Origin of the sequence: Veronia nyctiphanis (assembly GCF_004116385.1) — a bacterium.
Taxonomy (GTDB): Bacteria; Pseudomonadota; Gammaproteobacteria; order Enterobacterales; family Vibrionaceae; genus Veronia; species Veronia nyctiphanis.
Genome location: NZ_PEIB01000039.1, coordinates 22183 through 40678, shown reverse-complemented (window position 1 = coordinate 40678; position 18496 = coordinate 22183). Strand labels below are relative to the sequence as shown.

General features: G+C 46.9%; 32 protein-coding genes and 1 pseudogene. 15 read left to right on the top strand and 18 right to left on the bottom strand.

Translation table 11 applies throughout. The annotated features are described in order from the left end of the window. From CS022_RS28315 to CS022_RS21430, 4 genes are all read right to left on the bottom strand, one after another. Positions 1 to 130 (bottom strand): thiopeptide-type bacteriocin (locus CS022_RS28315; protein WP_408057296.1); only part of this gene is annotated, 130 nt, incomplete at its 3' end. Positions 131 to 141: 11 nt separating this feature from the next. Beyond that, positions 142 to 303, bottom strand: coding sequence for a thiopeptide-type bacteriocin (locus tag CS022_RS25020; RefSeq protein WP_161569710.1), 162 nt, complete (start codon positions 301 to 303; stop codon positions 142 to 144). Between the two features lie 493 nt (positions 304 to 796). Next, positions 797 to 1528 (bottom strand): LuxR family transcriptional regulator, encoded by a 732-nt coding sequence (locus tag CS022_RS21435; RefSeq protein ID WP_129123971.1) that lies wholly within the window; start codon positions 1526 to 1528, stop codon positions 797 to 799. 126 nt (positions 1529 to 1654) lie between these two features. Continuing rightward, entirely contained in the window at positions 1655 to 2299 is a 645-nt protein-coding gene (locus tag CS022_RS21430) for an acyl-homoserine-lactone synthase (protein ID WP_129123970.1), read from the bottom strand. A 122-nt stretch (positions 2300 to 2421) separates the two neighbouring features. Between CS022_RS21430 and CS022_RS21425 the strand changes: the two genes are divergently transcribed. From CS022_RS21425 to CS022_RS21415, 4 genes are all read left to right on the top strand, one after another. Then, positions 2422 to 3279, top strand: coding sequence for a hypothetical protein (locus tag CS022_RS21425; RefSeq protein WP_129123969.1), 858 nt, complete (start codon positions 2422 to 2424; stop codon positions 3277 to 3279). A 136-nt stretch (positions 3280 to 3415) separates the two neighbouring features. After that, positions 3416 to 3538, top strand: a complete 123-nt coding sequence (locus CS022_RS27515) for a hypothetical protein (RefSeq protein ID WP_268967926.1) — start codon at positions 3416 to 3418, stop codon at positions 3536 to 3538. A 185-nt stretch (positions 3539 to 3723) separates the two neighbouring features. Continuing rightward, positions 3724 to 4524 carry an MFS transporter gene (locus tag CS022_RS21420; RefSeq protein ID WP_129123968.1) on the top strand — a complete coding sequence of 267 codons (801 nt, stop codon included), beginning with the start codon at positions 3724 to 3726 and terminating at the stop codon, positions 4522 to 4524. Beyond that, complete coding sequence (locus tag CS022_RS21415) at positions 4524 to 4976, top strand: MFS transporter (protein WP_129123967.1); 453 nt, start codon at positions 4524 to 4526, stop codon at positions 4974 to 4976. Before CS022_RS21420 ends, CS022_RS21415 begins: the two co-directional genes overlap by 1 nt. 356 nt (positions 4977 to 5332) lie before the next feature. Here the strand turns inward: CS022_RS21415 and CS022_RS21410 are convergent, their stop codons facing one another. The 3 genes and pseudogenes from CS022_RS21410 to CS022_RS25015 form a co-directional block, all read right to left on the bottom strand. Further along, on the bottom strand, positions 5333 to 5602 hold the full coding sequence (locus tag CS022_RS21410) for a hypothetical protein (protein ID WP_129123966.1): 270 nt from the start codon (positions 5600 to 5602) through the stop codon (positions 5333 to 5335). A 277-nt stretch (positions 5603 to 5879) separates the two neighbouring features. Continuing rightward, positions 5880 to 6573 (bottom strand): annotated as a pseudogene (locus CS022_RS21405) (IS6 family transposase). A gap of 169 nt (positions 6574 to 6742) precedes the next feature. Next, the gene (locus tag CS022_RS25015; RefSeq protein ID WP_161569709.1) at positions 6743 to 6898 is read right to left on the bottom strand and encodes a hypothetical protein; all 156 of its coding nucleotides are present in this window, start codon (positions 6896 to 6898) and stop codon (positions 6743 to 6745) included. A gap of 419 nt (positions 6899 to 7317) precedes the next feature. On the opposite strand from CS022_RS25015, the gene CS022_RS28310 reads away from it, so the two are divergent. From CS022_RS28310 to CS022_RS28295, 4 genes are read left to right on the top strand one after another with little or no spacing between them, the layout of a single operon-like run. After that, positions 7318 to 7524: a transposase gene (locus CS022_RS28310; RefSeq protein WP_408057294.1), complete on the top strand. Its 207-nt coding sequence runs from the start codon at positions 7318 to 7320 to the stop codon at positions 7522 to 7524. A 37-nt stretch (positions 7525 to 7561) separates the two neighbouring features. Continuing rightward, positions 7562 to 8044, top strand: coding sequence for a DDE-type integrase/transposase/recombinase (locus CS022_RS28305; protein ID WP_408057293.1), 483 nt, complete (start codon positions 7562 to 7564; stop codon positions 8042 to 8044). Positions 8045 to 8058: 14 nt separating this feature from the next. Next, positions 8059 to 8235 carry a DDE-type integrase/transposase/recombinase gene (locus CS022_RS28300; protein ID WP_408057295.1) on the top strand — a complete coding sequence of 59 codons (177 nt, stop codon included), beginning with the start codon at positions 8059 to 8061 and terminating at the stop codon, positions 8233 to 8235. Beyond that, a complete protein-coding gene (locus tag CS022_RS28295) occupies positions 8151 to 8405 on the top strand; it encodes an integrase core domain-containing protein (protein WP_408057292.1) in 255 nt (84 codons plus the stop codon). The genes CS022_RS28300 and CS022_RS28295 overlap by 85 nt, the downstream gene beginning before the upstream one ends. Positions 8406 to 8567: 162 nt before the next feature. On the opposite strand, the gene CS022_RS21395 is transcribed toward CS022_RS28295, so the two are convergent. From CS022_RS21395 to CS022_RS21370, 6 genes are all read right to left on the bottom strand, one after another. Continuing rightward, a complete protein-coding gene (locus tag CS022_RS21395; protein ID WP_129123965.1) occupies positions 8568 to 8885 on the bottom strand; it encodes a hypothetical protein in 318 nt (105 codons plus the stop codon). After that, positions 8857 to 9120, bottom strand: coding sequence for a hypothetical protein (locus tag CS022_RS21390; RefSeq protein WP_129123964.1), 264 nt, complete (start codon positions 9118 to 9120; stop codon positions 8857 to 8859). Before CS022_RS21390 ends, CS022_RS21395 begins: the two co-directional genes overlap by 29 nt. A gap of 9 nt (positions 9121 to 9129) precedes the next feature. Beyond that, positions 9130 to 9381, bottom strand: a complete 252-nt coding sequence (locus CS022_RS21385; RefSeq protein WP_129123963.1) for a hypothetical protein — start codon at positions 9379 to 9381, stop codon at positions 9130 to 9132. A gap of 4 nt (positions 9382 to 9385) precedes the next feature. Beyond that, positions 9386 to 9598, bottom strand: a complete 213-nt coding sequence (locus tag CS022_RS21380; RefSeq protein WP_129123962.1) for a hypothetical protein — start codon at positions 9596 to 9598, stop codon at positions 9386 to 9388. A 27-nt stretch (positions 9599 to 9625) separates the two neighbouring features. Continuing rightward, entirely contained in the window at positions 9626 to 9802 is a 177-nt protein-coding gene (locus CS022_RS25010) for a hypothetical protein (protein ID WP_161569708.1), read from the bottom strand. Between the two features lie 104 nt (positions 9803 to 9906). Then, a complete protein-coding gene (locus CS022_RS21370) occupies positions 9907 to 10179 on the bottom strand; it encodes a hypothetical protein (protein WP_129123960.1) in 273 nt (90 codons plus the stop codon). Between the two features lie 195 nt (positions 10180 to 10374). Here CS022_RS21370 and CS022_RS21365 point away from each other — a divergent pair, with 195 nt between their 5' ends. Together CS022_RS21365 and CS022_RS21360 are read left to right on the top strand one after the other, a co-directional pair. Further along, a complete protein-coding gene (locus CS022_RS21365) occupies positions 10375 to 11295 on the top strand; it encodes a transporter substrate-binding domain-containing protein (RefSeq protein WP_161569707.1) in 921 nt (306 codons plus the stop codon). A gap of 16 nt (positions 11296 to 11311) precedes the next feature. Then, the gene (locus CS022_RS21360) at positions 11312 to 11665 is read left to right on the top strand and encodes a DUF805 domain-containing protein (RefSeq protein WP_129123958.1); all 354 of its coding nucleotides are present in this window, start codon (positions 11312 to 11314) and stop codon (positions 11663 to 11665) included. A gap of 15 nt (positions 11666 to 11680) precedes the next feature. Here CS022_RS21360 and CS022_RS21355 read toward each other — a convergent pair whose 3' ends face one another. Further along, positions 11681 to 12052, bottom strand: coding sequence for a hypothetical protein (locus tag CS022_RS21355; RefSeq protein ID WP_129123957.1), 372 nt, complete (start codon positions 12050 to 12052; stop codon positions 11681 to 11683). 135 nt (positions 12053 to 12187) lie between these two features. On the opposite strand from CS022_RS21355, the gene CS022_RS21350 reads away from it, so the two are divergent. Continuing rightward, the gene (locus CS022_RS21350) at positions 12188 to 12574 is read left to right on the top strand and encodes a Mor transcription activator family protein (RefSeq protein ID WP_129123956.1); all 387 of its coding nucleotides are present in this window, start codon (positions 12188 to 12190) and stop codon (positions 12572 to 12574) included. A 320-nt stretch (positions 12575 to 12894) separates the two neighbouring features. On the opposite strand, the gene CS022_RS21345 is transcribed toward CS022_RS21350, so the two are convergent. Beyond that, complete coding sequence (locus CS022_RS21345) at positions 12895 to 13242, bottom strand: elongation factor Ts (RefSeq protein WP_129123955.1); 348 nt, start codon at positions 13240 to 13242, stop codon at positions 12895 to 12897. A gap of 83 nt (positions 13243 to 13325) precedes the next feature. Between CS022_RS21345 and CS022_RS21340 the strand changes: the two genes are divergently transcribed. Beyond that, positions 13326 to 13469 (top strand): hypothetical protein, encoded by a 144-nt coding sequence (locus CS022_RS21340; protein WP_129123954.1) that lies wholly within the window; start codon positions 13326 to 13328, stop codon positions 13467 to 13469. A gap of 156 nt (positions 13470 to 13625) precedes the next feature. Here CS022_RS21340 and CS022_RS21330 read toward each other — a convergent pair whose 3' ends face one another. After that, on the bottom strand, positions 13626 to 14021 hold the full coding sequence (locus CS022_RS21330) for a hypothetical protein (RefSeq protein WP_129123952.1): 396 nt from the start codon (positions 14019 to 14021) through the stop codon (positions 13626 to 13628). Between the two features lie 279 nt (positions 14022 to 14300). Between CS022_RS21330 and CS022_RS21325 the strand changes: the two genes are divergently transcribed. After that, entirely contained in the window at positions 14301 to 14885 is a 585-nt protein-coding gene (locus CS022_RS21325) for a recombinase family protein (protein WP_129123973.1), read from the top strand. Positions 14886 to 15020: 135 nt separating this feature from the next. Here CS022_RS21325 and CS022_RS21320 read toward each other — a convergent pair whose 3' ends face one another. Next, positions 15021 to 15860: a hypothetical protein gene (locus tag CS022_RS21320; protein ID WP_129123951.1), complete on the bottom strand. Its 840-nt coding sequence runs from the start codon at positions 15858 to 15860 to the stop codon at positions 15021 to 15023. Positions 15861 to 16354: 494 nt separating this feature from the next. On the opposite strand from CS022_RS21320, the gene CS022_RS21315 reads away from it, so the two are divergent. Both CS022_RS21315 and CS022_RS21310 read left to right on the top strand, forming a co-directional pair. Next, complete coding sequence (locus CS022_RS21315) at positions 16355 to 16603, top strand: type II toxin-antitoxin system Phd/YefM family antitoxin (protein WP_129123950.1); 249 nt, start codon at positions 16355 to 16357, stop codon at positions 16601 to 16603. Between the two features lies 1 nt (position 16604). Beyond that, entirely contained in the window at positions 16605 to 16949 is a 345-nt protein-coding gene (locus tag CS022_RS21310; RefSeq protein ID WP_129123949.1) for a type II toxin-antitoxin system RelE/ParE family toxin, read from the top strand. A gap of 194 nt (positions 16950 to 17143) precedes the next feature. Here the strand turns inward: CS022_RS21310 and CS022_RS21305 are convergent, their stop codons facing one another. Next, positions 17144 to 18484, bottom strand: coding sequence for a transglycosylase SLT domain-containing protein (locus CS022_RS21305; protein WP_129123948.1), 1341 nt, complete (start codon positions 18482 to 18484; stop codon positions 17144 to 17146). Positions 18485 to 18496: the final 12 nt, after the last annotated feature.

Sequence of the window (18496 nt, the reverse complement as noted above, 5' to 3'; positions counted from 1 at the left end):
TGCTGCACGTTGAGCCGGCACCTACAGTGCTTGATGCGCCCATTTCTTCCAGTGCAGTCGCTTCATTCGCTTCTAACACTTCAAAGTCCAGGTTGATGTCTTTTACTGTTTGTGGGTTTTGTTGTGACATGGTGTGTCTCCTTAGTGAATTTCCTTTGAACACGTTGAACCGGCAAAGATAGTGCTAGATGCGCCCATCTCCTCCAGTGCAGTCGCGTCGCTGGTTTCTAGAATTTCAAAGTCCAGGTTGTAACTTGCCGATAAATCTGATGTGATTTTATTTACTACTTTTTTCTTTGTCATAATGCTATCCGTAATAAAGTATTTAATTCAGAGTAAAGGGGTGTAATAAGTCCTGTTCCCTTAGGTCGGATATATAATTAAATAATTTACGCGAACGAATAAGCTGTAAGATATATCAGCGTAAGGAAATAAAAATAAAATGAGCAAATAAAATTAAAAATGGTAGTAAAAAGCTATTCTTCAATGTCAGTTATGACAGAATGTTTAGGTTAATAATAAGATAATTGTAGGTATTACCTGTTATAACTATCAGGTAAAACACTTCCTTATTGACACCCTATAAATATATAATCTCAGGCCCTAACCTGTTAGTTATGACAGTGTATCCACACGTTAAATTTGATAGCAAAATATTTTTATACTAACTGGCGTTATTTTAAATAAAATTGGGTAAAAGTGATAAGAAGAGGATTGGGGTAATAAGAAGCAAGAACACGTTATTTAACCGATGGCGGATAAATAACGTGTTAAAAGGAAGGTCAGATTTAGCTGTTTAAATCGATGGCAACAGATGCCCTTTCAGCAACACTTTTGCCACGGCATGCTGGCGGTTAGACGCGCCCATCTTTTCGATGACATTATTGACGTGGAAGTTGACTGTGCGTTCAGAGACGCCGAGGATCTGCGCCGTTTCCCAGGCGGTTTTACCTTCTGCTGTCCACTTCATGCATTCGAGTTCGCGCTGGGTCAGCTTGATATCGACACCTGACTTTTTGGCTTGAATGCGGGAAATAGCCTCGTAAAGAAACGGCACAATACCCAGCATGATGGAGGAAATTTGCATCTGATCATCCATGCCAATCACGGTATCTGTGCTGTAACTGAACAGGCCGAACTCACCGCCCATGCCACGAAGCGGCACCGTAATACCGTCTTGCAGGCCAAACTCCTGCGCTTCATACATGATGTTGATGTCGCACTCAGGCTTGACCTGACAAATCACTTCCGTATTTTGCCAAAGGATCGGCGTAATGCCGTTCAGGCAATGCATCACAACGGGATCGGTATGCTTATAAGAGTGTTCAAAGTAGCGGGTTAACCATTCTGATGGATAATTATTCACCATGAACAGTTCTGCTTCCTGAAGGTGGGTCGGGGTAAAGACACACAGAAGATAATTCTTGAGACCGAACTCTTTACCAAATTCGATACAAAAGTGTTCGAGCTGGCGTTTTGAGTGAATTTGCTGGCTTCGCATCACCCACTTTTCGATATCCATGTACATAACTGTTCCTCTCTGTGTAGAGGAACAGTTAAATTTATAATGTCAAATTAAACAAATATTTATATTTGTGTCAGTATATATTTGCGAGCAGTCACGCCTGAAGGCAATACGTAGGCACAGACATTTTCAGTGAAGCAATGTCGGCGTCGACGGACGGAAAACTGCGGCTTGAAAACGCTGGTCAATGTGTAAGTACAAAGCAACAGAATTAACCCCACCGATGTCCTGGCTGTCAGCCAGACGTTCAGTAGTGATCCCCATGCGACGCAGGTAACGTTCGATAGCAGTGGTCGTGACCATCACATACGCATCTACCCCTTCATTCACAGCATGAAGATAGGCTTTTTGAAGCAACGAGTAGGTGATTTCACTGATCCCTTTGGTGTTATGCTGCAGCTGTGCATTCATGGTGGCAAAACGGCTGATTTCGAGAATGTTTTTATCTCGTGGCGCTGCTTTTCCGCCCAATAACTGAGGAAAGGTATCTGCCAGCATATAAGGTCCAGTGGTTTTCAAAAGACGCATACAACCGACCACATCGCCACACTCCCCCTGAGACACAATAAATGTCGGGTCCAACTCGTCATACTCATCCACTTCAAGCTCACCGTTCACTGGCACCTGCCAGTTGAGGCGCTGGTGAAAGACTTTATATCTCAGGCTGTGAACATCTGAGAGCATTGAAAGAGGCATCGTCGTTCTTTGTTGTGAGATAGCGTGTAACATTTTGTATCGTCCCTGATGAATGTTGCTGCGTCGTTGGATAAACATTAAACAACCACGCCGCTTTTTCTGCGCTGACAGTACTCTCCGTCACCAACCTGTCAGAACTTGCAGGGTGCGATCCACGCCACTTATTTACACTGTGTGCATCAAAAGAATAAGGCGACCGCATGATGAGCAATCCAGAAAATCGTATTTTAACTCTCCTCTATTCAAGCGGTCAGACACTGTTAAGTAAGCCAGGAAAAAGACAAGCCGCCATTGTCACCAAACAACGGGCGCTTCAGACACAATTTTATGAATACGGTATTGGCATCTTTACGCAGCTCGACAGCTATCAGGGAGAAGGCGATGAACTGTGGCTGTTAATGGAGCCGACACTGGAGCAAGCCGACACAATCACCATGGTCGCTCACGGCATTGAGCACTGCTACTTTGCCAACTCTCATCCGTCGGCGGCTGTCACCGAACAAAACATCGCGCTGTGCGAGGCAGCAGGTATTGCCGTCATCCACGGCAATCACGACGCTATCAAGGCGCTCAACCGCGGCCTTTACCATCTCATCCGCTATAAACGGCCGTGGATCAGCAGCTTGCTCGCGATGGCGCCCGATGGCACCATCAACCCGACCATCCCTTATGACAAAACAGGCTTTTTTGCCCATTGGGCAAAGCGCTTTGACGTGCTGTTTATTCCCGCTGAGCATCGGGGAAACCCATTGGAGCGTATGTTTAACACCGTCTACGTGGCGCAAGATAGCCACGGACTGACACTCTCACAAGGGCAAGAAAAGAGACAACTTGCCGAGATACCGTCCAGTCAGTTCACTACCTGGCTCGCCCAATGGAGCATGGAAAAAGGCTTCAGTGAAATCTGTCTCGATGGCTTACCCACACTGACTCAAGAGGTCAAAGCGCAGGCGATGATTGATGAAAGCCGCACCCTGTTAAACGGCGAAACAGGCAGTCAATATCACCCCCTTGGCAGCGCGATGATGCAAACCACCGCCTACGAAGTTGCCAGTTAACAAGCTGTATTAGCAAGGTATTCCTAGCTCGCAGACTCTTGAAGTACCACCTGAAAAAACATGACCTTGCACTGATAAATTTACCCTTGACTATTTTTTGCAATAAGACCCGTCAAAGGGCTACATGGGAAATAAAATGGAAGTAAAGGAAAGTCAGAGGGCGCGAATTATCGTTACGGTAACCCCTCCAACACCAAATGGCGAGCTGGCTCTCGAATCTGCTTTGCTGCATATATCTCAAAGCAATATGGACAAATAGAGGCTTACCATTTGTCCAAGAGAGCATCAGACAGTGCCGAGAGAATTAGAAGCATGCTTCTGCGTTCAAAAATTACCGGAAAATTAAATGTTGCAAGCCTAAAAACTCGATGTCTAGAACTGCTCGAGTTGGAAAAGTCGCTTGTCCAGCAATACCAAGCTTTAAGGGAATTATAAGGATTTAAGATGGAAAAGACGGGCTACTTACAACTGATGAGATCTCGGGTCTATTTGCCTTTTCTTATTAGTCAGATATTGAGTAACCTGAGTGATGGGTTACTGGCGGTCGCAGTAGTATATTTTGCTGTCGTTCTTGAAGCGTCACCTTGGGAGTTAGGTTTAATAACCTTTGCCGTCACACTATCACGAGGTTTTTTAGGCCCTATCGGTGGGCTGCTGAGCGATAGGATGAATAAGCGTACCTATTTAGTTGCTATAGAAATAATCCGAGCGGTCTTTATGCTCTCATTGTTCGTGTTGTTTTGGTACGAGATGACAAATATATGGGTGCTAATGAGCTTTGGTGTCATTGTTTCAACGCTTTTTGCTATATCTGTCCCAGCATCAAAAGCCGTGATTCCCAAACTGGTTGCAGAAAAAGAACTTCAGTTAGCCAACGGATTGATACAGACGATCACTTGGCCTGCATACTTTATGGGATCTGGATTGTTAGCATTACTGATGCCTCTACAGTTGGTCAACTATGTGTTTTTGGTGATCACAGTATTCTTTGTTTTATCTTTTTTATTGTTGTTAGCTTTGCCTAAACAACTTCAAGATACAACGCCTACCAAAACTGAAAGTAAACCTTCGCTTTTGGCTGAATTACTCTCCGGATACCAAGAAATGCGCTCTAACTCTGTAATGCATATACGCGTTATTACGTATGGTATTTTTACCTTCTTCTGGCGTGGTGTCTTACAAATATTGATCCCCTTGGTTGTGCTGACTCACCTGAAGAGCCTGAATGGGTCTATGGGGCTTTGATGTTTGTCAACGGTATGAGTGAGTTTATCGCAAACTTAGTGGTTGGAAAACTGACACTGCGCCGACCTTTAGTGTTCACTTTTCTCTGTGAAGGATTACTGGGGATTGGTGTCCTCCTGATTACATCAAGTTTCTGGTTACCCATTCCTGAATTAGGTCTGATGGCGGGAGCTTTTGTTGTCGGCATAGCCGCTGCAACGATAGACATACCACTTTTGACCGTGATCCAGAAAAACGTTGCTGAACATAATGTGGCCAAGGTGATTAGTTACTGGTTTACCATCGGTTCTGCCGGCGGAGCGCTGGGTAGCTTGATATTTGGTTTGTTCTTTGAGTTTATGCCAATTGAATCTGGAAGTTTGATGCTAGGTTTGGGGATATTGTTTATTGGAACAGTCTTATTGATTTGGTCAAGCAAAACAAAGCAGTATGTTGCATTACCTGAATATTAATCTGTATGTATTTTATCCAGTAGTGCATCGGTAGCCACATTGACATAAATGCCAGCAATACCATGCTGGCATAGACACTACATTGCCTGTCATGCATATGTTAAGAATGCGAAAATATTTAATTCTCGCAAACGAATTTTCTAAATCCGCAACGCCTTTATCACGATCAAAAGCGTCTGACAGGATCAAAATTGGATCCGGTCCACGCCCTGCTAGGCGGCGCGAAGCGCCTGTGCGGCAGCAAGCAAATACAGTCTTTTTCGACCAGTATCTTGAACGTTGACTACCCTGCCCTCTGGGAGACAGGGCTATCGGCGGACATCATTCCCCCCATATAGAACGGCGACCAGATCCGGTCAGGGGACAAACCCCTGACGGTCACTGAACTCATGAAGCAGACGCAAGAAATGACTCCGGACGAAGTCGTCAGGACACTCGGCACCATTTACTACAAACGGGAAAAAGACAGAGCCCGTGTAAGAACGTTCAAAGAGAAACACATGCAACAGGGCCGCCGGAGAAAGACCATTTTTCAGCAAAATTAGAAGCGGGAGTGACCGGGGTTTCAAAGGGTTTTCCCCTTTGGCACGCGGGATGGATGACAGCGACGCAGTCGCGTTTGTCATACGTCCCCATCGTGCCTGTTTCTCTCAAAATAAAGCAGGCATAAAGCATTCATCAACCCAGCCTAAAGCAAGATAAAGCATATCTAAAGCATATCTAAAGCATATCTAAAGCATATCTAAAGCAGGGTAATGCAAAAATGATGCATTAAAACAGCACAAATGTAGCCGAAATAAAGCATTAATTAGGCATCTCATAAAAGTTGCCAGAAAGTCCACTCGTTTTTTTTTTTTTTGCAAAAAACGAGTGGTGTAAATTCGCCTGATTTTATACCAGTATTCAGGCGAAAACCGTCTCCACATTGAACAGCTTGTTCATGAAGGCGGATCTCTCCCGTACCCGCGTGTCCCGTTCATCATGACGCAACCAAAAATCGAACTGGCCTTTGTTCAGCATCCGTAAAGATTCGAATCCCTGAATACTCGACCAAGCCCGTTTTCGTAACCGAAATCCCCTGGCTGAAGTGATGAGCTTCTTTATCGGTGCGTGGTCAGATTCGACGCCATTATTCAGATATTTAACCTGTCGTTGATCAACATCTCTGCGCAGTTTGCCCTCCTTTTTGAGACTAGAGATGGCATAAGCATAGGAGGCATGTTTATCTGTGTTCAGCGTCTTTGGCTGCTTCTCTTCTTTATAATACCGAAGCACCCGCTTCATAAACTGATAAGCCGCATTGTTATTGCGCTTTTGGGAAAAATAGAAATCCAATGTTTCTCCCTGCTTGTTAATAGCGCGGTACAGAAAATGCCACTTTCCCTTCACTTTTACATACGCCTCGTCAAGCTGCCACGAGGAATCAGAGCGAATAAATTGATAGTGTCTGAGAGTCTTAGGTAGTTTAGGGGAATACTCAATAAACCAGCGGTAAAACGTCGAACGGTTATCGGCGATCCCTACTTCGGCAAGCATATCACTGAGGTGTGCGTAACTCAGGGGCGAAGTGTTTCCATTTGAAGTGGGGATTGTTCATTGGAGCATATGTTCAGGGGAAGGTAGCTAGAGTTTGGTGCTCGATTTCAGTTTTTGCAACAAACCCCTTTCAAGAGATAAAAGGAGTACTCGTTGAGTACTCCTTTTGAAAAGAAAAGATAAGGTGTGGGTTATATGAATATTTAAAAGGTAATTATTCTATCTAAGTATCAAAATTCGTATTCGACTGAACACTCCCAAGTTCCATCGCTTTTATAAGTACATTTCACTTTTGGCTTTTCTTCTTCATAGACTGCCGCATTTGCCGTCATTGATGTAGAAAAAAGAGCCGAGGCAGCAACTAAAAATACTAATAATTTTTTCATCGATTATTCCTTTATCTAGATGATTTTTAATAAGTCACCCTGTAAGTGATGAGTAAATAATGACATTTAGAATAATTTATAAAGTCGTAGTATCTTTCAGGAGGCTCCTGATATTTCTTACAGATCAGTATTTTTTAATGATGATTGAGTTTTCTTGAGGAGAAAATGAGATGGTGTTCGGGTTACTCAAGAATCCTAACTTTCATAGCAAGTGCGAGCAAAAGGCGTTTGTTCATTATGTCCGCGCACAGTGTAGTGGTTTAATGAACCCGGACACCATTTAAGGTGGTAAAGTCACCACCAAAGAAAGAGGTGTTCCATAACAAGACAACGTCATTCATTTTCCGCTGAATTCAAACTTGAAGCGGCCTGCTTGGTGCTCGACCAAGGTTATTCCATCCCCCGAAGCAAGCCGCTCCTTGAATGACGGTGAAACGGTACTCAGGCGCTGGGTTAAACAGCTTGAACAAGAGCGCGGCGGTAGTACGCCAGCTTCAAAAGCATTAACGCCTGAGCAGCAGAAAAGTCAGGAGCTCGAAGCCAGAATTAATCGACTAGAACGAGAAAAGGCGATTCTAAAAAAGGCTACTGTAGATAATCACTTGAATCTACAACTGCTCTCTTGATGTCGGACGAACTAAAACGTACACGCTGATAGACCAATTGAGGGAGCAAGAGCCTGTTGAATGGGTCTGCGGTGTGTTTGGTGTTGCAACATCAGCTTACTATGAGCATTGCCAACGACGGCATGATATTGATGCTGAACGCTTGCATCTTCGTAGTGAGGTCAACCGACTGTTTACGCTCAGCAGAAGCTCTGCGGGCAGTCGTACTCTGGTCGATATGATGCGTGAACTTGGATACCAGATTGGACGCTTCAAGGTTCACCGCTTGATGAAAGAAGCGTACCTCATCAGCAAACAACCTGGCTCGTACAACTACAAACAATCCACGGTTGAACGGCCAGACATCCCCAATCTGCTCGCTCGTGAGTTCACCGTCAACGCTCCGAATCAAGTATGGTGCGGTGATATTACCTACATATGTGCTGGTCAACGCTGGTGCTATCTTGCCGTTGTTATTGACCTATACCGCAGACGAGTTGTCGGCTGGGCGATGTCTGAAAGCCTGATTCTGCACTGGTGACAAAAGCACTGACGATGGCGTATGAGCAACGAGGTAAACCAAATGGCGTCATGTTTCACTCCGATCAGAGCTCACAATATGGCAGTCGTCAGTTTAGACAACACCTTTGGCGCTATCGGATGACACAAAGTATGAGTTGCCGGGGAATTGCTGGGACAATGCGCCGGTGGAAAGGTTATTCAGAAGCCTAAAATCGGAATGGGTTCCCGCGACAGGCTACGCATCGTTCACTGAAGCAACGAAAGATATTAGTTATTACTTAATGAGCTACTACAACTGGGAAAGGCCACATAGCTACAATGATGGTCTTTCACCTGCGAAGGCTGAAAATCGGCCTAACTTACTGTCCGGAATGAGTTGACCACTACAAAGGTCAGAAAACGGCAAAGGTATGTCATCAGTGAGCAACAATATCGATGGACTAGCTCGAATATCAACAACTGACACATTACTCTGGGCTTGAGAAATTATGAGGGAATCCTTCAACGCCCGCATTGAGCGCGAGCGTTGTCATGGAATCTCTTCAGTCTTGCGGCGAGTCATTACCTTTGTGGCTACCCACCCGCTCAAGCGCCAGGGCGTAGGCCTGTTTCACGTCTTCTTTCATTGAGTTAGCCCCTATCTGAGCAATCATTGCAGGCCAGCTTTTGTCTTCCGGGTTTTCCAGCCACTTCAACATCGCTTTGTTTTTCATGATGATGTTACTGAGCCTCTCATCACGCCAAGAGTCCGCCGCCCCCTGCAACACCTGAAGCCCCTGCAATTCGACCGCGTTTCGGATAATTTCATCAGAGATATGTTCATGGGTCGGCTCAAGCCGAACGTCTTTTTCCTTTCTCATCGTCCTTGTCCTTTTCCTGTGAGCCCTTACCGTCAACATCTTCAAACCCAGTGGTGTTGATATCGGCGAAGGAGGCTGATAGCTCTGCCGTCATTTCTTTGCAGCTTTCTAAAATCGATTTGGTCATTTCATCGACCAAGGCGGTGTCCTGCCCCTGACTGGCGACCAGTTTATCGAGGAATTCATCGAAATTAGGCGGCATGATATCTGAGCTGGGTGTTGTCTTATCTGTCATGTGACACTCCTAACGCATAAGTTTGGACAGCAGCACCATCAACAACCCCTGAATGATCGCGAAAACCAGCTGCAGCAGGGCCACGATGATGATCAATAAAAAGAATAGGTTAACGGGCTGGGTCAGCCATTTCTGAAAGGCTTTTCCTGCCACTGCTGTCGACTGAAGGGCCGTATCCCTGAGATGATCGACGACATTTTGCACCAGAAGTGAAGAGGACATCCTCTTGGCTTCTTTGATGGCATCTTTGTCGTCTTTCATGCTGTTACATATCTACAATCTTATTCAGTTGCTTGGTCATCAGCAGCATACGCTGGTTGCGGGCGTTAACCTGATCCTGCAACGTGGTTTTCACTGAATTGTTAATGGAACGCTGGAGATAGGCACTGGACATCAGGTCAATCAGGTTGCCTTTATTCTCAGACATTTCGCGAAGACCCGGGGTATCTTCCGGCTTGGCCATGGCATGAGACCTCATTGTTGACGCCAGTTTTTCTGGCGAGTGTTACAGCAAGGGAAACGCAGTACGCGCGCCGACTGCTGCCATCTGGAGGGTGTTGTTCGCCGATGCCTGCATCATAATGGCACTGGTGTGGTTGTGTTCACGCACCTGAACTTTTGACATCATGGCTTCGTCACGCAATGCATCAAGCAACAGCAGCTGATGGGCAGAAAACGTCATCCCATCCTGTCGCGCCGGGGCGCGCTGGCCAATATACTGATAATGAGTCATTCACCACTCCTTGCAAGGTTCGGGCAGCAACGCTGGCTGCTGCCCGAGAGCCGTTACGCCTTACTACCACCTTCCATGATGTAGTTAACGGCTTTGGCACCGGCAGCAGCCATTTGTGTCATTGCATTTGACGTCGCCTGCATTTGCGTTGCACCCGTGTGGGTGAATTCACGCACCTGAAGCTTTGACAGTGCAGACAGATCACGCAGACCGTCCAGGTTGAGGCTCTGTGCTGAAGAGCTGGTTGTTTGGTCAGACACTTTTGGGTCAACACGATCGCGGTACGGTGAAGGCTCGATGCCGTCTACTGCATTATTATCAGACATAGTCTTTTCCTTTAGTTAATCAGTGAAATGTCCTGTTTGATGGACATACCCACTCTAGGGGCCAGCGCGAACTCTGATAATCAGGAAGCACTTCCCTGTCTCACCTGCCTGCGCGGCAATACGGGCAGTTTTTCCCCATGCCTGCCAGCCCCCCCCGTCGATACGCTCCGCCGAGAACAATTTTCAGGAGCAACCATGAACACACCCTTGCGCAAATACTTACTGATCACCCTCAGCGTGATACTGATAATCACAGCGGCCACGGCACTGGTGATGAACAAGCACCGTCTGTTTGGTGGCCAAGAAGACAACACCCTTAAGGTCGCGGCGACCCTGAACGGCATTGGCTGTTATTTTTATCGCCAACAAGTCGGCGGGCTGGAATGTGACTTACTGGAGGCATACGCAGACGATCACGGACTGGGCATCCTTTTTATCAAGGCAGGCTCTGCAGAGGATGCGGTGGCGATGGTGGCAAGGGGGGAAGTGGACATCGCCACCGCCGGGTTGTCGCCGTCAGACGCCGCCGTCGACGGGGTCGATTTCAGCGATGTTCTGTTTGAAACCCGCAAGGTCCTGGTACAGCGCCGTGCCTTCGCCGCCTCCAGTTTGTCAGAGCTCGATGGCCGAGAGCTGACCCTGCCAGCGGATGAGGACTACTACTTCACCCTCTTTGAGGCCGCACGAGAAAACGGCGTTTACCTAAAACGCAACACCATGCCGACCCCTTTGGACGGTAAACCCGAGCTGACCGTGCAGGTGTCGCAGAAAAACCTGTCGATACTCGAACTCATTGACGGCGTCAGTACCGGCACCATTGACCTGACTCTCGCCGAGGAGCACATCGTCAGTGGTCATTTTGGCCAAAGGGAGAATCTCAATACCCAGTATGTGTTTGGCCCCTCCCGCAACGTTGTGTTTGCCCTCGCCCAACAAGACAACAACATGCTGCGCGACAGCGTGAATCGCTGGCTGAGCAGTGAACACGCGCAAGCCGTGATGACGCCTTACCGTCGCGATAAACGCGATCAAAATAATCACCACGACCAAAGCCGTCACCTCCAACAAGGCGAGCAACCCGCGTCCGGTGGACACATTCCAACGGGGCGTTTTTAATCTCAGAGGTGATCACATGCTTGGTAAATGGGGCTCTCTTTACTTTGATTTCAAAGGCACGGTAACCCGGCAACAATTCTGGCTTCATTTCATGTTGCCAATCTTCGCGCTGCAAGTGGGTGCGCGCTTGTTGGTGCAGGTGTATGAGATGGACTTTCTCGATGATATTTGGCCAACCGCTGAAATTGTCACCGCAGTGATCGCCCTGCCCGTGCAGCTGGCCATTATCTGGAGTGCGCTGGCCGTGTGCAGCAAGCGGCTTTTCAGCGCGGGGTTCCCAAGGCGCACCCTGCTGGCAGCAGTGCCGACGTTTGGGGTGCTCTGGGTGGTGTTTGAATTGTTGTTTTCGCCGGACAAAGAAGAGCGCTAGCGTCCCCCTCCCCCATTAGGCTGGCATGGGAGAGAACTCATCAATACAAGCCAGGGCATCGTCATTGAGATAAACAATGATCCGGTCATTTCGATAACTCACTCGACTAAACAATAACGTGTAGTCGAACCCGTTTAAATTCTGTGTGTCTTTTCGCAGTTTTATAGTCAGCAAACGCTGACAAAGGCCTTTTATTACCCGCTCGACCGCTCCGCTCTCGGCCTGAATACAGCAGGCAAGTTCACTGACGGTGAATTCGTAATAACGCAGCTCTAAATTACCGTTACATTTTCCTAACACATAGTGATGATAAAGTCGGATATGACTCACAATATCGTCGACTATCCGCTGGATATCACCGTCAGCGAGCGTTATTTGCTTTCCCATTTTCGTGTCCGCAGAAAAAGAAACCCATCCTCCATAAATAATTCGCTCAATACACAGGGAAGCGTTTCATGCTACGGCTGAAGGTATGCTTAACCGTACTCTCTTACCTGCATTTATCTAAAAAGGAGTACATTAATGCAATTGGAAAGCAACCCGGTTTCTCACCATGAAAATATCGACAAGGAAAAACTGCCTGAATTAATGAAAGAGCTGATTGATTTAATTGGCTACGCCAACATGTATCGACTGATTTCGTCGTTTGGCGGGCAGGATGTGTATATTCCCAAATACCCCAAACGCAGCAAACTGTCGGACGAGTTACCGCTGGATGCCCTGCACACGCTCAGCCAGGAATACGGCGGCACCTACCTGACCCTGCCGACATCCCGACAGATAGATATTCAGGGTCGTAATCGGGAAATTATTCACGCATTGCACAATGGCGAGTCGAGAAAAACGGTGGCAAAGCGCTTTAGACTGGGGATCCGACAAATCGCGAATATTCGAAAAAACCTTGCGTAATCAATACATAGTGGCCATATATTAACACCAAAAATAGACTGAAAATAAAAACAGGCCGACCTTTTTGCAGAGCATGTGTATTGTAAAACCAAGTAAGACTTCACTCAGATATATTCTCCCGATAACGGGAGAGAGTAAAAAAATAATAGCCGAATGAACGATGTGAACAGACCGATGTGGTCAGTTAACTCTGGCCTTATTCGAATATTCGCCAAGCCCCTTGGCAAGTCGACAGTAACATGCTAGAAAAGCGGGAGCACTGCCTTGCTGGTACCTTCTATATTACTCCTTATAAAACGTTATTCCTTTGCCGTATCAACCTAACCAGACGCGATCAATTCATCAATATCATTCGACAGATCCTTCAATTTCATCGACAGCTCCAGGCCTAAGCACTCGTGGTCGACGTAGGATGGCAGAACGGTATCTAGACCAAGATTTTGATAATCAGGATGTTGATGGATAACCCTAAGGTAAAATTCTAACAAGTCCTCTGACGTAGTCTTACGTTGTAAGTGCTTTTTAATGGCCTCACTCTGCTTCTTCAATTCCTCCCGGGTAGCTTCGATTTCTCCGTTATATTTTTCTTCATGTACCAGGTCAGCAAGCGTTGTGTTACTCCATCCCAATTGGGCCAAGGCTTTTTTTATTTCTTTTTGTTTTCTCACTGTCCCCATTTGTCCCCACGCTCCCGGTTAAAGTGTTCTCGTCTCAGCGGAGATGCACATTAATTATTAGAAAGGAAATTTACATGTCTGACACAAAAAACAAAATGACCCCTGAAGCCGCTGCTCGCATTCAGAAAAATGAAGCAAAGCAAAATGGCGGAAAAGTATCTTCTGATTCATTCGCAGCTCGTGCACAGCGCGCTGCTGATAAAAACAAAAATAAATAGGAGAAATGATGTCTAAATCATCTGGTAAACCTGCGCCAGCACCCAAACCAGCCCCGAACCCAAATTATCCAAGTACCACAGGCAAGCCATCAGGTAAAGGCCGTGGAAACACCCCTAAAAAGTAATGTCTACCGTGGCAGTTGAAGCTGCCACGGTTTAGCCACATGCCCTAGCGTTAATCAAAAGTTCTCTGAAAAATCGGTTATCATTTTCTTTGTAGTCGCTGTAGGGAACTGACTCTGTCGTTTTTTCAACGGCGCAAAGACAGACTTGTTGCTTATCTTTGTACTGACTTACACGAAGTCGATTTTTACTGCTGTTTATACAGGCATCTGCGATCGCATATTCAACCCTAAATGGATAACGGTCAGCATGGATGGCATCGTATCCTTTGTACCCAACAATACTTCCGAACATCAGCGCGCCTGCTGATATCCACTTTCGTTTGCTGAACGATATACCGCTGAAACTTTCATCGCATTTTTTACACGTTAATAACTCTGCATGTTCTACATCATTGTCTGTTTTACATTCCGGACATTCTATTTTCATTTATAGCCAACAATTCTTTTGATATGTCTTATTTTGCGTGCATTTAACTACACTTTTCCTGATTTGTCGCAGGGCATAACACACAATTAGCTATCAAAGTCGGTGTTCGCCGAAATTATCCCCACTATGGTGTTATTAAATGTACGTTTTTAGATACCTATTTTTGTGATCGGGCAGGAGGTATCAACAAATAGTGATTTTCAACTATGATACCAGAGAGTATTATTGATACCTATAAATGAGACCTATTTTCTCACCACTGATGCGACGACAGCAATCATGACAGCAAACACGTCGGGACGGATTTTTGCCTATTGCCGGGTATCGACCCTTGAACAGGATACGGATAACCAGACCCTGGCCATCCGCAACCACGGGTATGACATTCAGCCACACCGGGTGATCAGCGAAACCGTCAGCGGGTCAAAACCGGCAATGCAAAGACAGGCATTTCGCACCCTTATCGATCACAAACTTGAGCCCGGCGACACATTGGTGGTTCTGAAACTGGACCGCCTTGGCCGCGATAACATCGACATCCAACAAACCATAGAGATGCTGATGCAAAAAGGTATCCATCTGGTGTCCCTCGATCTGCCAGTGCAGGATTTGGCCTCTGCCGAAGGACGGCTAATGTTGCAGATGTTCTCCGCATTTGCAGAATTTGAGCGAAACCGGATCCGGGAGCGAACACAAGAAGGCTTAGCTCGGGCTCGGGCGGAAGGCAAGCAGCTCGGCAGGCCCAAAGCGGTGGCGACCACCGCTAAGGTCAAACAGTGCCGGGAACAGGGAATGAGTCAGTCAAAAACGGCGACCGCACTCGGGCTGGGTATTGCGACGGTAAAAAGGCATTGGAATAAATAAACGTATTCTCATTTACTTTCTTATTAAAAAAAGATGAGAATATGATTGATTAAAACATGTTTATTTACCGTGAATATAAAGAAATTAAATAACATAAAAGGACAAGAAAATAGTTCTTGTCCTTTTTAATAGTAATTAGCTTATCGCACTGTTAGGTGAGATGTTTAAATTATGATCAGCATTGGTGCCAGTCCATACCCAGTAGACTTCGTCTTTATAATTGGTTGCTGCAACACCCCCATAACTCGATTGTGATTCAATTGTCTGTGTATCACTAAACGTCAGGCCATCATTTGAGCTGACAGAATTCAGGTAGTGATTGCCTGTTCCCTGCCATGCTAGGACCAACTCATTACCCACAGATGCCAGATAAGGACGCGCCGTTGTCTTCTCATCGAGGGTGACTTTTTGGCCAAGCGCTTGACCACTTGAAATCTCACGTTGCATCACGTTGAGTTTATCGTCTTCACCTCGCCAGCCCACAAACAATACCGAACCAAGGGCACCCAGCGTCGGACCGCTGGTTGTTGTCTCATCTGAGGTTTGCTTATTGGTCCAGTGATCGCCATCGATACTTTCCAGCACATTGATAGCGTTATTGTCAGTACCACGCCATGCAAGGAACAGCGTGTTGCCAACGGCAACCAAGGCTGGCGCAGAATCTGACGATTCTGGTAGGGTCACTTTTTTAGTCCAGTGACGGCCGTCGTCAGATTTAAACACATTCAGCAACTTATTGCCGACACCCGTCCAGGCCGCATAATAGGTTCCGTGCATGCAGGTCACGGCTGGTGCGTTGGAGGAGGTTTCATCAAGCGCTACCTTATCAGCAACGTTCTCGCCATCATTGCTCACCAGAAAATTAATTTGGTCATTGCCTACACCAATCCAGCTAACGAGTAACTGCGCCTGAAGATTCACAGCGACCGCCGGTGCATGATTGCTGGTTTCTGGTAATACGATGTGTTTAGTCATTCTTAAATCCTTACTGATTCAATAATAAAAAGTGTTCCCCCCAATATGTCCACAGATATTGGGGAAATATGTCATTAACATCAAGGCGAATAGTGATTAAGCAGAATATAGCTTTATTTAAAAGTAATATTCACACATAGATGACAGCAATTACCTATGGCTTAACAATTAAACTAGCGGGTATTTTATTAACGGCCATTACAGTGGATTACACTAATATAAATACGAATCAATAATCTTTATTACTATTTACCAACTTCAACTAGTTTATTTTTAATAAAATACAAATTGGAAAAGAGAAGAATAAAATCGTACGCACAGATCAGGCATTCTGCAGTAAGAAACATCGCTCTGTTTTTGTTAGCTAACGCACGCCTCTTTGGCCAGCTTATCGCCAAAAGTCTAAATTCAGACTTAATATTGACCATCTCGAACGGGGCTGTTACTGTTTAATCAATCAACGCCTGTATACAGGCACAGAAGGAGACACCATTATGGCCGTTGAAACCATCAGCTATCTCAAAAAACACGCTGCCAACCTGTCACTCGATGAGCCGATGACCATCACCCAAAACGGCATTCCCGCGTATGTGATTGAATCTTATGAAGCGCGTAAAAAGCGTGATGAGGCAATTGCGCTGCTAAAAATGGTCAGCTTTGGTAAGAACGATAAAAAAGAGGGCCGGGTGTCGTCGTCAGCCTCATTTAGAGAGCGTCTGGCAGCACGGAAAACACAAGACTGAGATGCCGACTGTCATTGAGTACACCCAGACCTTTGAGCAAACCACCGCCCTGGCGATTGAGCATTACGCTGAGTACAGCAGCGAAAACCATGCCATTGAGAAGATAGAAGCTATTCTTGATACCTTTGAGGAAAAGGTCAGTTCCGATCCGTTTTTGTATGCCCGCTCCCAATCACTGCTTGAGCTTGGGATCACCGAGATCCGTGAGGCCAACATTGCTGATATGCGCCTGCTGTACGAAGTCAGCGTCGATGGCAACACCACCACCATCACCGCGCTGGTTTTACTGAGCCAAAAGCAAAGCGTTGAAGGCCAGCTGGTCAACTTCTGCCTGATCTGCAAATAAGCCCACGCTACCCTGCCCTGTTGACCGCTCAAAGGTAAAAAAAGCCCGCAGCCAAGCGGGCATGCAGTAAATACCAGTGTGCTGTTTACTACCAACTGCGACATCGAGCACCTGTCGCCAACAGAGTCACCCTGATAATGCCGGCTTTACATCCCACACACTAGCGGGAAACATTTCCGGTGACCTAGACCAAGTTAGTTATCCTGCTGGCGATATTCCGCTGCTTTGTGGAAAACCTGTCTGACATAGTGTTTGGTTTCCTCGCCCCGGCAATAGCCGTAGCGCACAATGGGCAGTTGATAGATCGCCTTTTGTGACAGTTGGACAATGTAGTCCTCCACCCCTTTTTGGCCATACTCTGAAAACCATTTATCCGGGTCTTGTCCGTCACGGGCCGCCAGCCGACGCGCATCCAGGACATGGCCAATACCGGCATTGTAAGAGGCAAGAGTAAAGGCCCGGGCCTGATTGGCAGGAAGTCGTTTCCAGTAGTGACGATACAACCACTGGTTATATTTGGCGCCGCCACGCACGTTATCTTGTGGGCTCCAGATATCACGCACTCCCATGTCTCTGGCGGTCTCGGGCATCAGTTGCATCAACCCCACCGCCCCGGCGGAAGAGACCGCCTCTGGGTTCAGGGTCGACTCGGTAAACGCCTGCGCAGCCAGCCAGTGTGTCGGGAATATGGTCGAGCTGTGTTGTTCAAACAAGGGAAGCCACTGCTGCAGGCGGGCCGCTTCATCACACTCGGGGATCAGGCAAACAGGCTTGCGGGCAAACAACGCCTGAAATTGGCGAAACAGGGCGCTGAGCAAACGCTGTCTTTCTTCATGCCTTGCCCTGTCTATGATGTCGCTGCCAGCGGGTAAACGCTCACGGGATAACAGCCCCTTTTCCTGCTCAGCCATTGCAGGCGCCAACGATGCCAGCGGAAAGAACAGTGAGCGGCCCGGGTAGTCCATTGTCTCCCAGTCTGACAAGGTGAAGGCAATTTCACCGAGCCCCAGTAAAGTCAATACCGGTACCTGATTGGGATCGTCGCTGTCAGTCCGGGCATTGTCGGCATCGTCAGATGGATAAAGACCCGGGATCGGACGCCTGAACAGATGACAGGTTTCCGCTGCCCATTCAGGGTGTAATTCACGCGGCTCACGCGGAGGAAACGGCGACAGCAAGGTTGTCAGCGTCTCTCTGATGTTGGCCGGGATCGCACCGTCGCCAGCCTCACTGCTATCGGTGATGGCGGGTAAATTCACCAGTGCCTGTCGCTGTTGGTCATTCAAAGTGCCAGTCAGCATCGCTTGATATGCGGTCACTAACAAACATTCCAGATCGCGAAGCTCAGCCAACATCTGCTCAGCATCCAGCGCATGAAAGCGCAGCGTCACCGATAAAGAGTTGCTGTTATCCGGGTATTCCGTGACCGGGACAGGCACGTCTTCGGCATTGCTCAGGGCAGTATTTTTGCACCCCAGCGGTAAGAAAAGAGACAAGAAAAGAATGAAGGTAACAACAGGAAGATTATCTCGCACAGGGATATCACA

What these genes read in the sequence shown, in the direction of transcription:
- CS022_RS25015 (WP_161569709.1), bottom strand. Translation starts at nt 6,898, where the DNA reads ATGAAAAAATTATTAGTATTTTTAGTTGCTGCCTCGGCTCTTTTTTCT.
- CS022_RS21425 (WP_129123969.1), top strand. Translation starts at nt 2,422, where the DNA reads ATGATGAGCAATCCAGAAAATCGTATTTTAACTCTCCTCTATTCAAGC.
- CS022_RS21395 (WP_129123965.1), bottom strand. Translation starts at nt 8,885, where the DNA reads ATGAGAAAGGAAAAAGACGTTCGGCTTGAGCCGACCCATGAACATATC.
- CS022_RS21325 (WP_129123973.1), top strand. Translation starts at nt 14,301, where the DNA reads ATGACAGCAAACACGTCGGGACGGATTTTTGCCTATTGCCGGGTATCG.
- CS022_RS21385 (WP_129123963.1), bottom strand. Translation starts at nt 9,381, where the DNA reads ATGAAAGACGACAAAGATGCCATCAAAGAAGCCAAGAGGATGTCCTCT.
- CS022_RS25020 (WP_161569710.1), bottom strand. Translation starts at nt 303, where the DNA reads ATGACAAAGAAAAAAGTAGTAAATAAAATCACATCAGATTTATCGGCA.
- CS022_RS27515 (WP_268967926.1), top strand. Translation starts at nt 3,416, where the DNA reads ATGGAAGTAAAGGAAAGTCAGAGGGCGCGAATTATCGTTACGGTAACC.
- CS022_RS21380 (WP_129123962.1), bottom strand. Translation starts at nt 9,598, where the DNA reads ATGAGGTCTCATGCCATGGCCAAGCCGGAAGATACCCCGGGTCTTCGC.
- CS022_RS21350 (WP_129123956.1), top strand. Translation starts at nt 12,188, where the DNA reads ATGCAATTGGAAAGCAACCCGGTTTCTCACCATGAAAATATCGACAAG.
- CS022_RS21330 (WP_129123952.1), bottom strand. Translation starts at nt 14,021, where the DNA reads ATGAAAATAGAATGTCCGGAATGTAAAACAGACAATGATGTAGAACAT.
- CS022_RS21435 (WP_129123971.1), bottom strand. Translation starts at nt 1,528, where the DNA reads ATGTACATGGATATCGAAAAGTGGGTGATGCGAAGCCAGCAAATTCAC.
- CS022_RS25010 (WP_161569708.1), bottom strand. Translation starts at nt 9,802, where the DNA reads ATGACGTTTTCTGCCCATCAGCTGCTGTTGCTTGATGCATTGCGTGAC.
- CS022_RS21320 (WP_129123951.1), bottom strand. Translation starts at nt 15,860, where the DNA reads ATGACTAAACACATCGTATTACCAGAAACCAGCAATCATGCACCGGCG.
- CS022_RS21365 (WP_161569707.1), top strand. Translation starts at nt 10,375, where the DNA reads ATGAACACACCCTTGCGCAAATACTTACTGATCACCCTCAGCGTGATA.
- CS022_RS21355 (WP_129123957.1), bottom strand. Translation starts at nt 12,052, where the DNA reads ATGGGAAAGCAAATAACGCTCGCTGACGGTGATATCCAGCGGATAGTC.
- CS022_RS21390 (WP_129123964.1), bottom strand. Translation starts at nt 9,120, where the DNA reads ATGACAGATAAGACAACACCCAGCTCAGATATCATGCCGCCTAATTTC.
- CS022_RS21410 (WP_129123966.1), bottom strand. Translation starts at nt 5,602, where the DNA reads ATGACAAACGCGACTGCGTCGCTGTCATCCATCCCGCGTGCCAAAGGG.
- CS022_RS21340 (WP_129123954.1), top strand. Translation starts at nt 13,326, where the DNA reads ATGTCTGACACAAAAAACAAAATGACCCCTGAAGCCGCTGCTCGCATT.
- CS022_RS21415 (WP_129123967.1), top strand. Translation starts at nt 4,524, where the DNA reads ATGTTTGTCAACGGTATGAGTGAGTTTATCGCAAACTTAGTGGTTGGA.
- CS022_RS21360 (WP_129123958.1), top strand. Translation starts at nt 11,312, where the DNA reads ATGCTTGGTAAATGGGGCTCTCTTTACTTTGATTTCAAAGGCACGGTA.
- CS022_RS21310 (WP_129123949.1), top strand. Translation starts at nt 16,605, where the DNA reads ATGCCGACTGTCATTGAGTACACCCAGACCTTTGAGCAAACCACCGCC.
- CS022_RS21315 (WP_129123950.1), top strand. Translation starts at nt 16,355, where the DNA reads ATGGCCGTTGAAACCATCAGCTATCTCAAAAAACACGCTGCCAACCTG.
- CS022_RS21430 (WP_129123970.1), bottom strand. Translation starts at nt 2,299, where the DNA reads ATGTTTATCCAACGACGCAGCAACATTCATCAGGGACGATACAAAATG.
- CS022_RS21420 (WP_129123968.1), top strand. Translation starts at nt 3,724, where the DNA reads ATGGAAAAGACGGGCTACTTACAACTGATGAGATCTCGGGTCTATTTG.
- CS022_RS21370 (WP_129123960.1), bottom strand. Translation starts at nt 10,179, where the DNA reads ATGTCTGATAATAATGCAGTAGACGGCATCGAGCCTTCACCGTACCGC.
- CS022_RS28300 (WP_408057295.1), top strand. Translation starts at nt 8,059, where the DNA reads ATGGCGTATGAGCAACGAGGTAAACCAAATGGCGTCATGTTTCACTCC.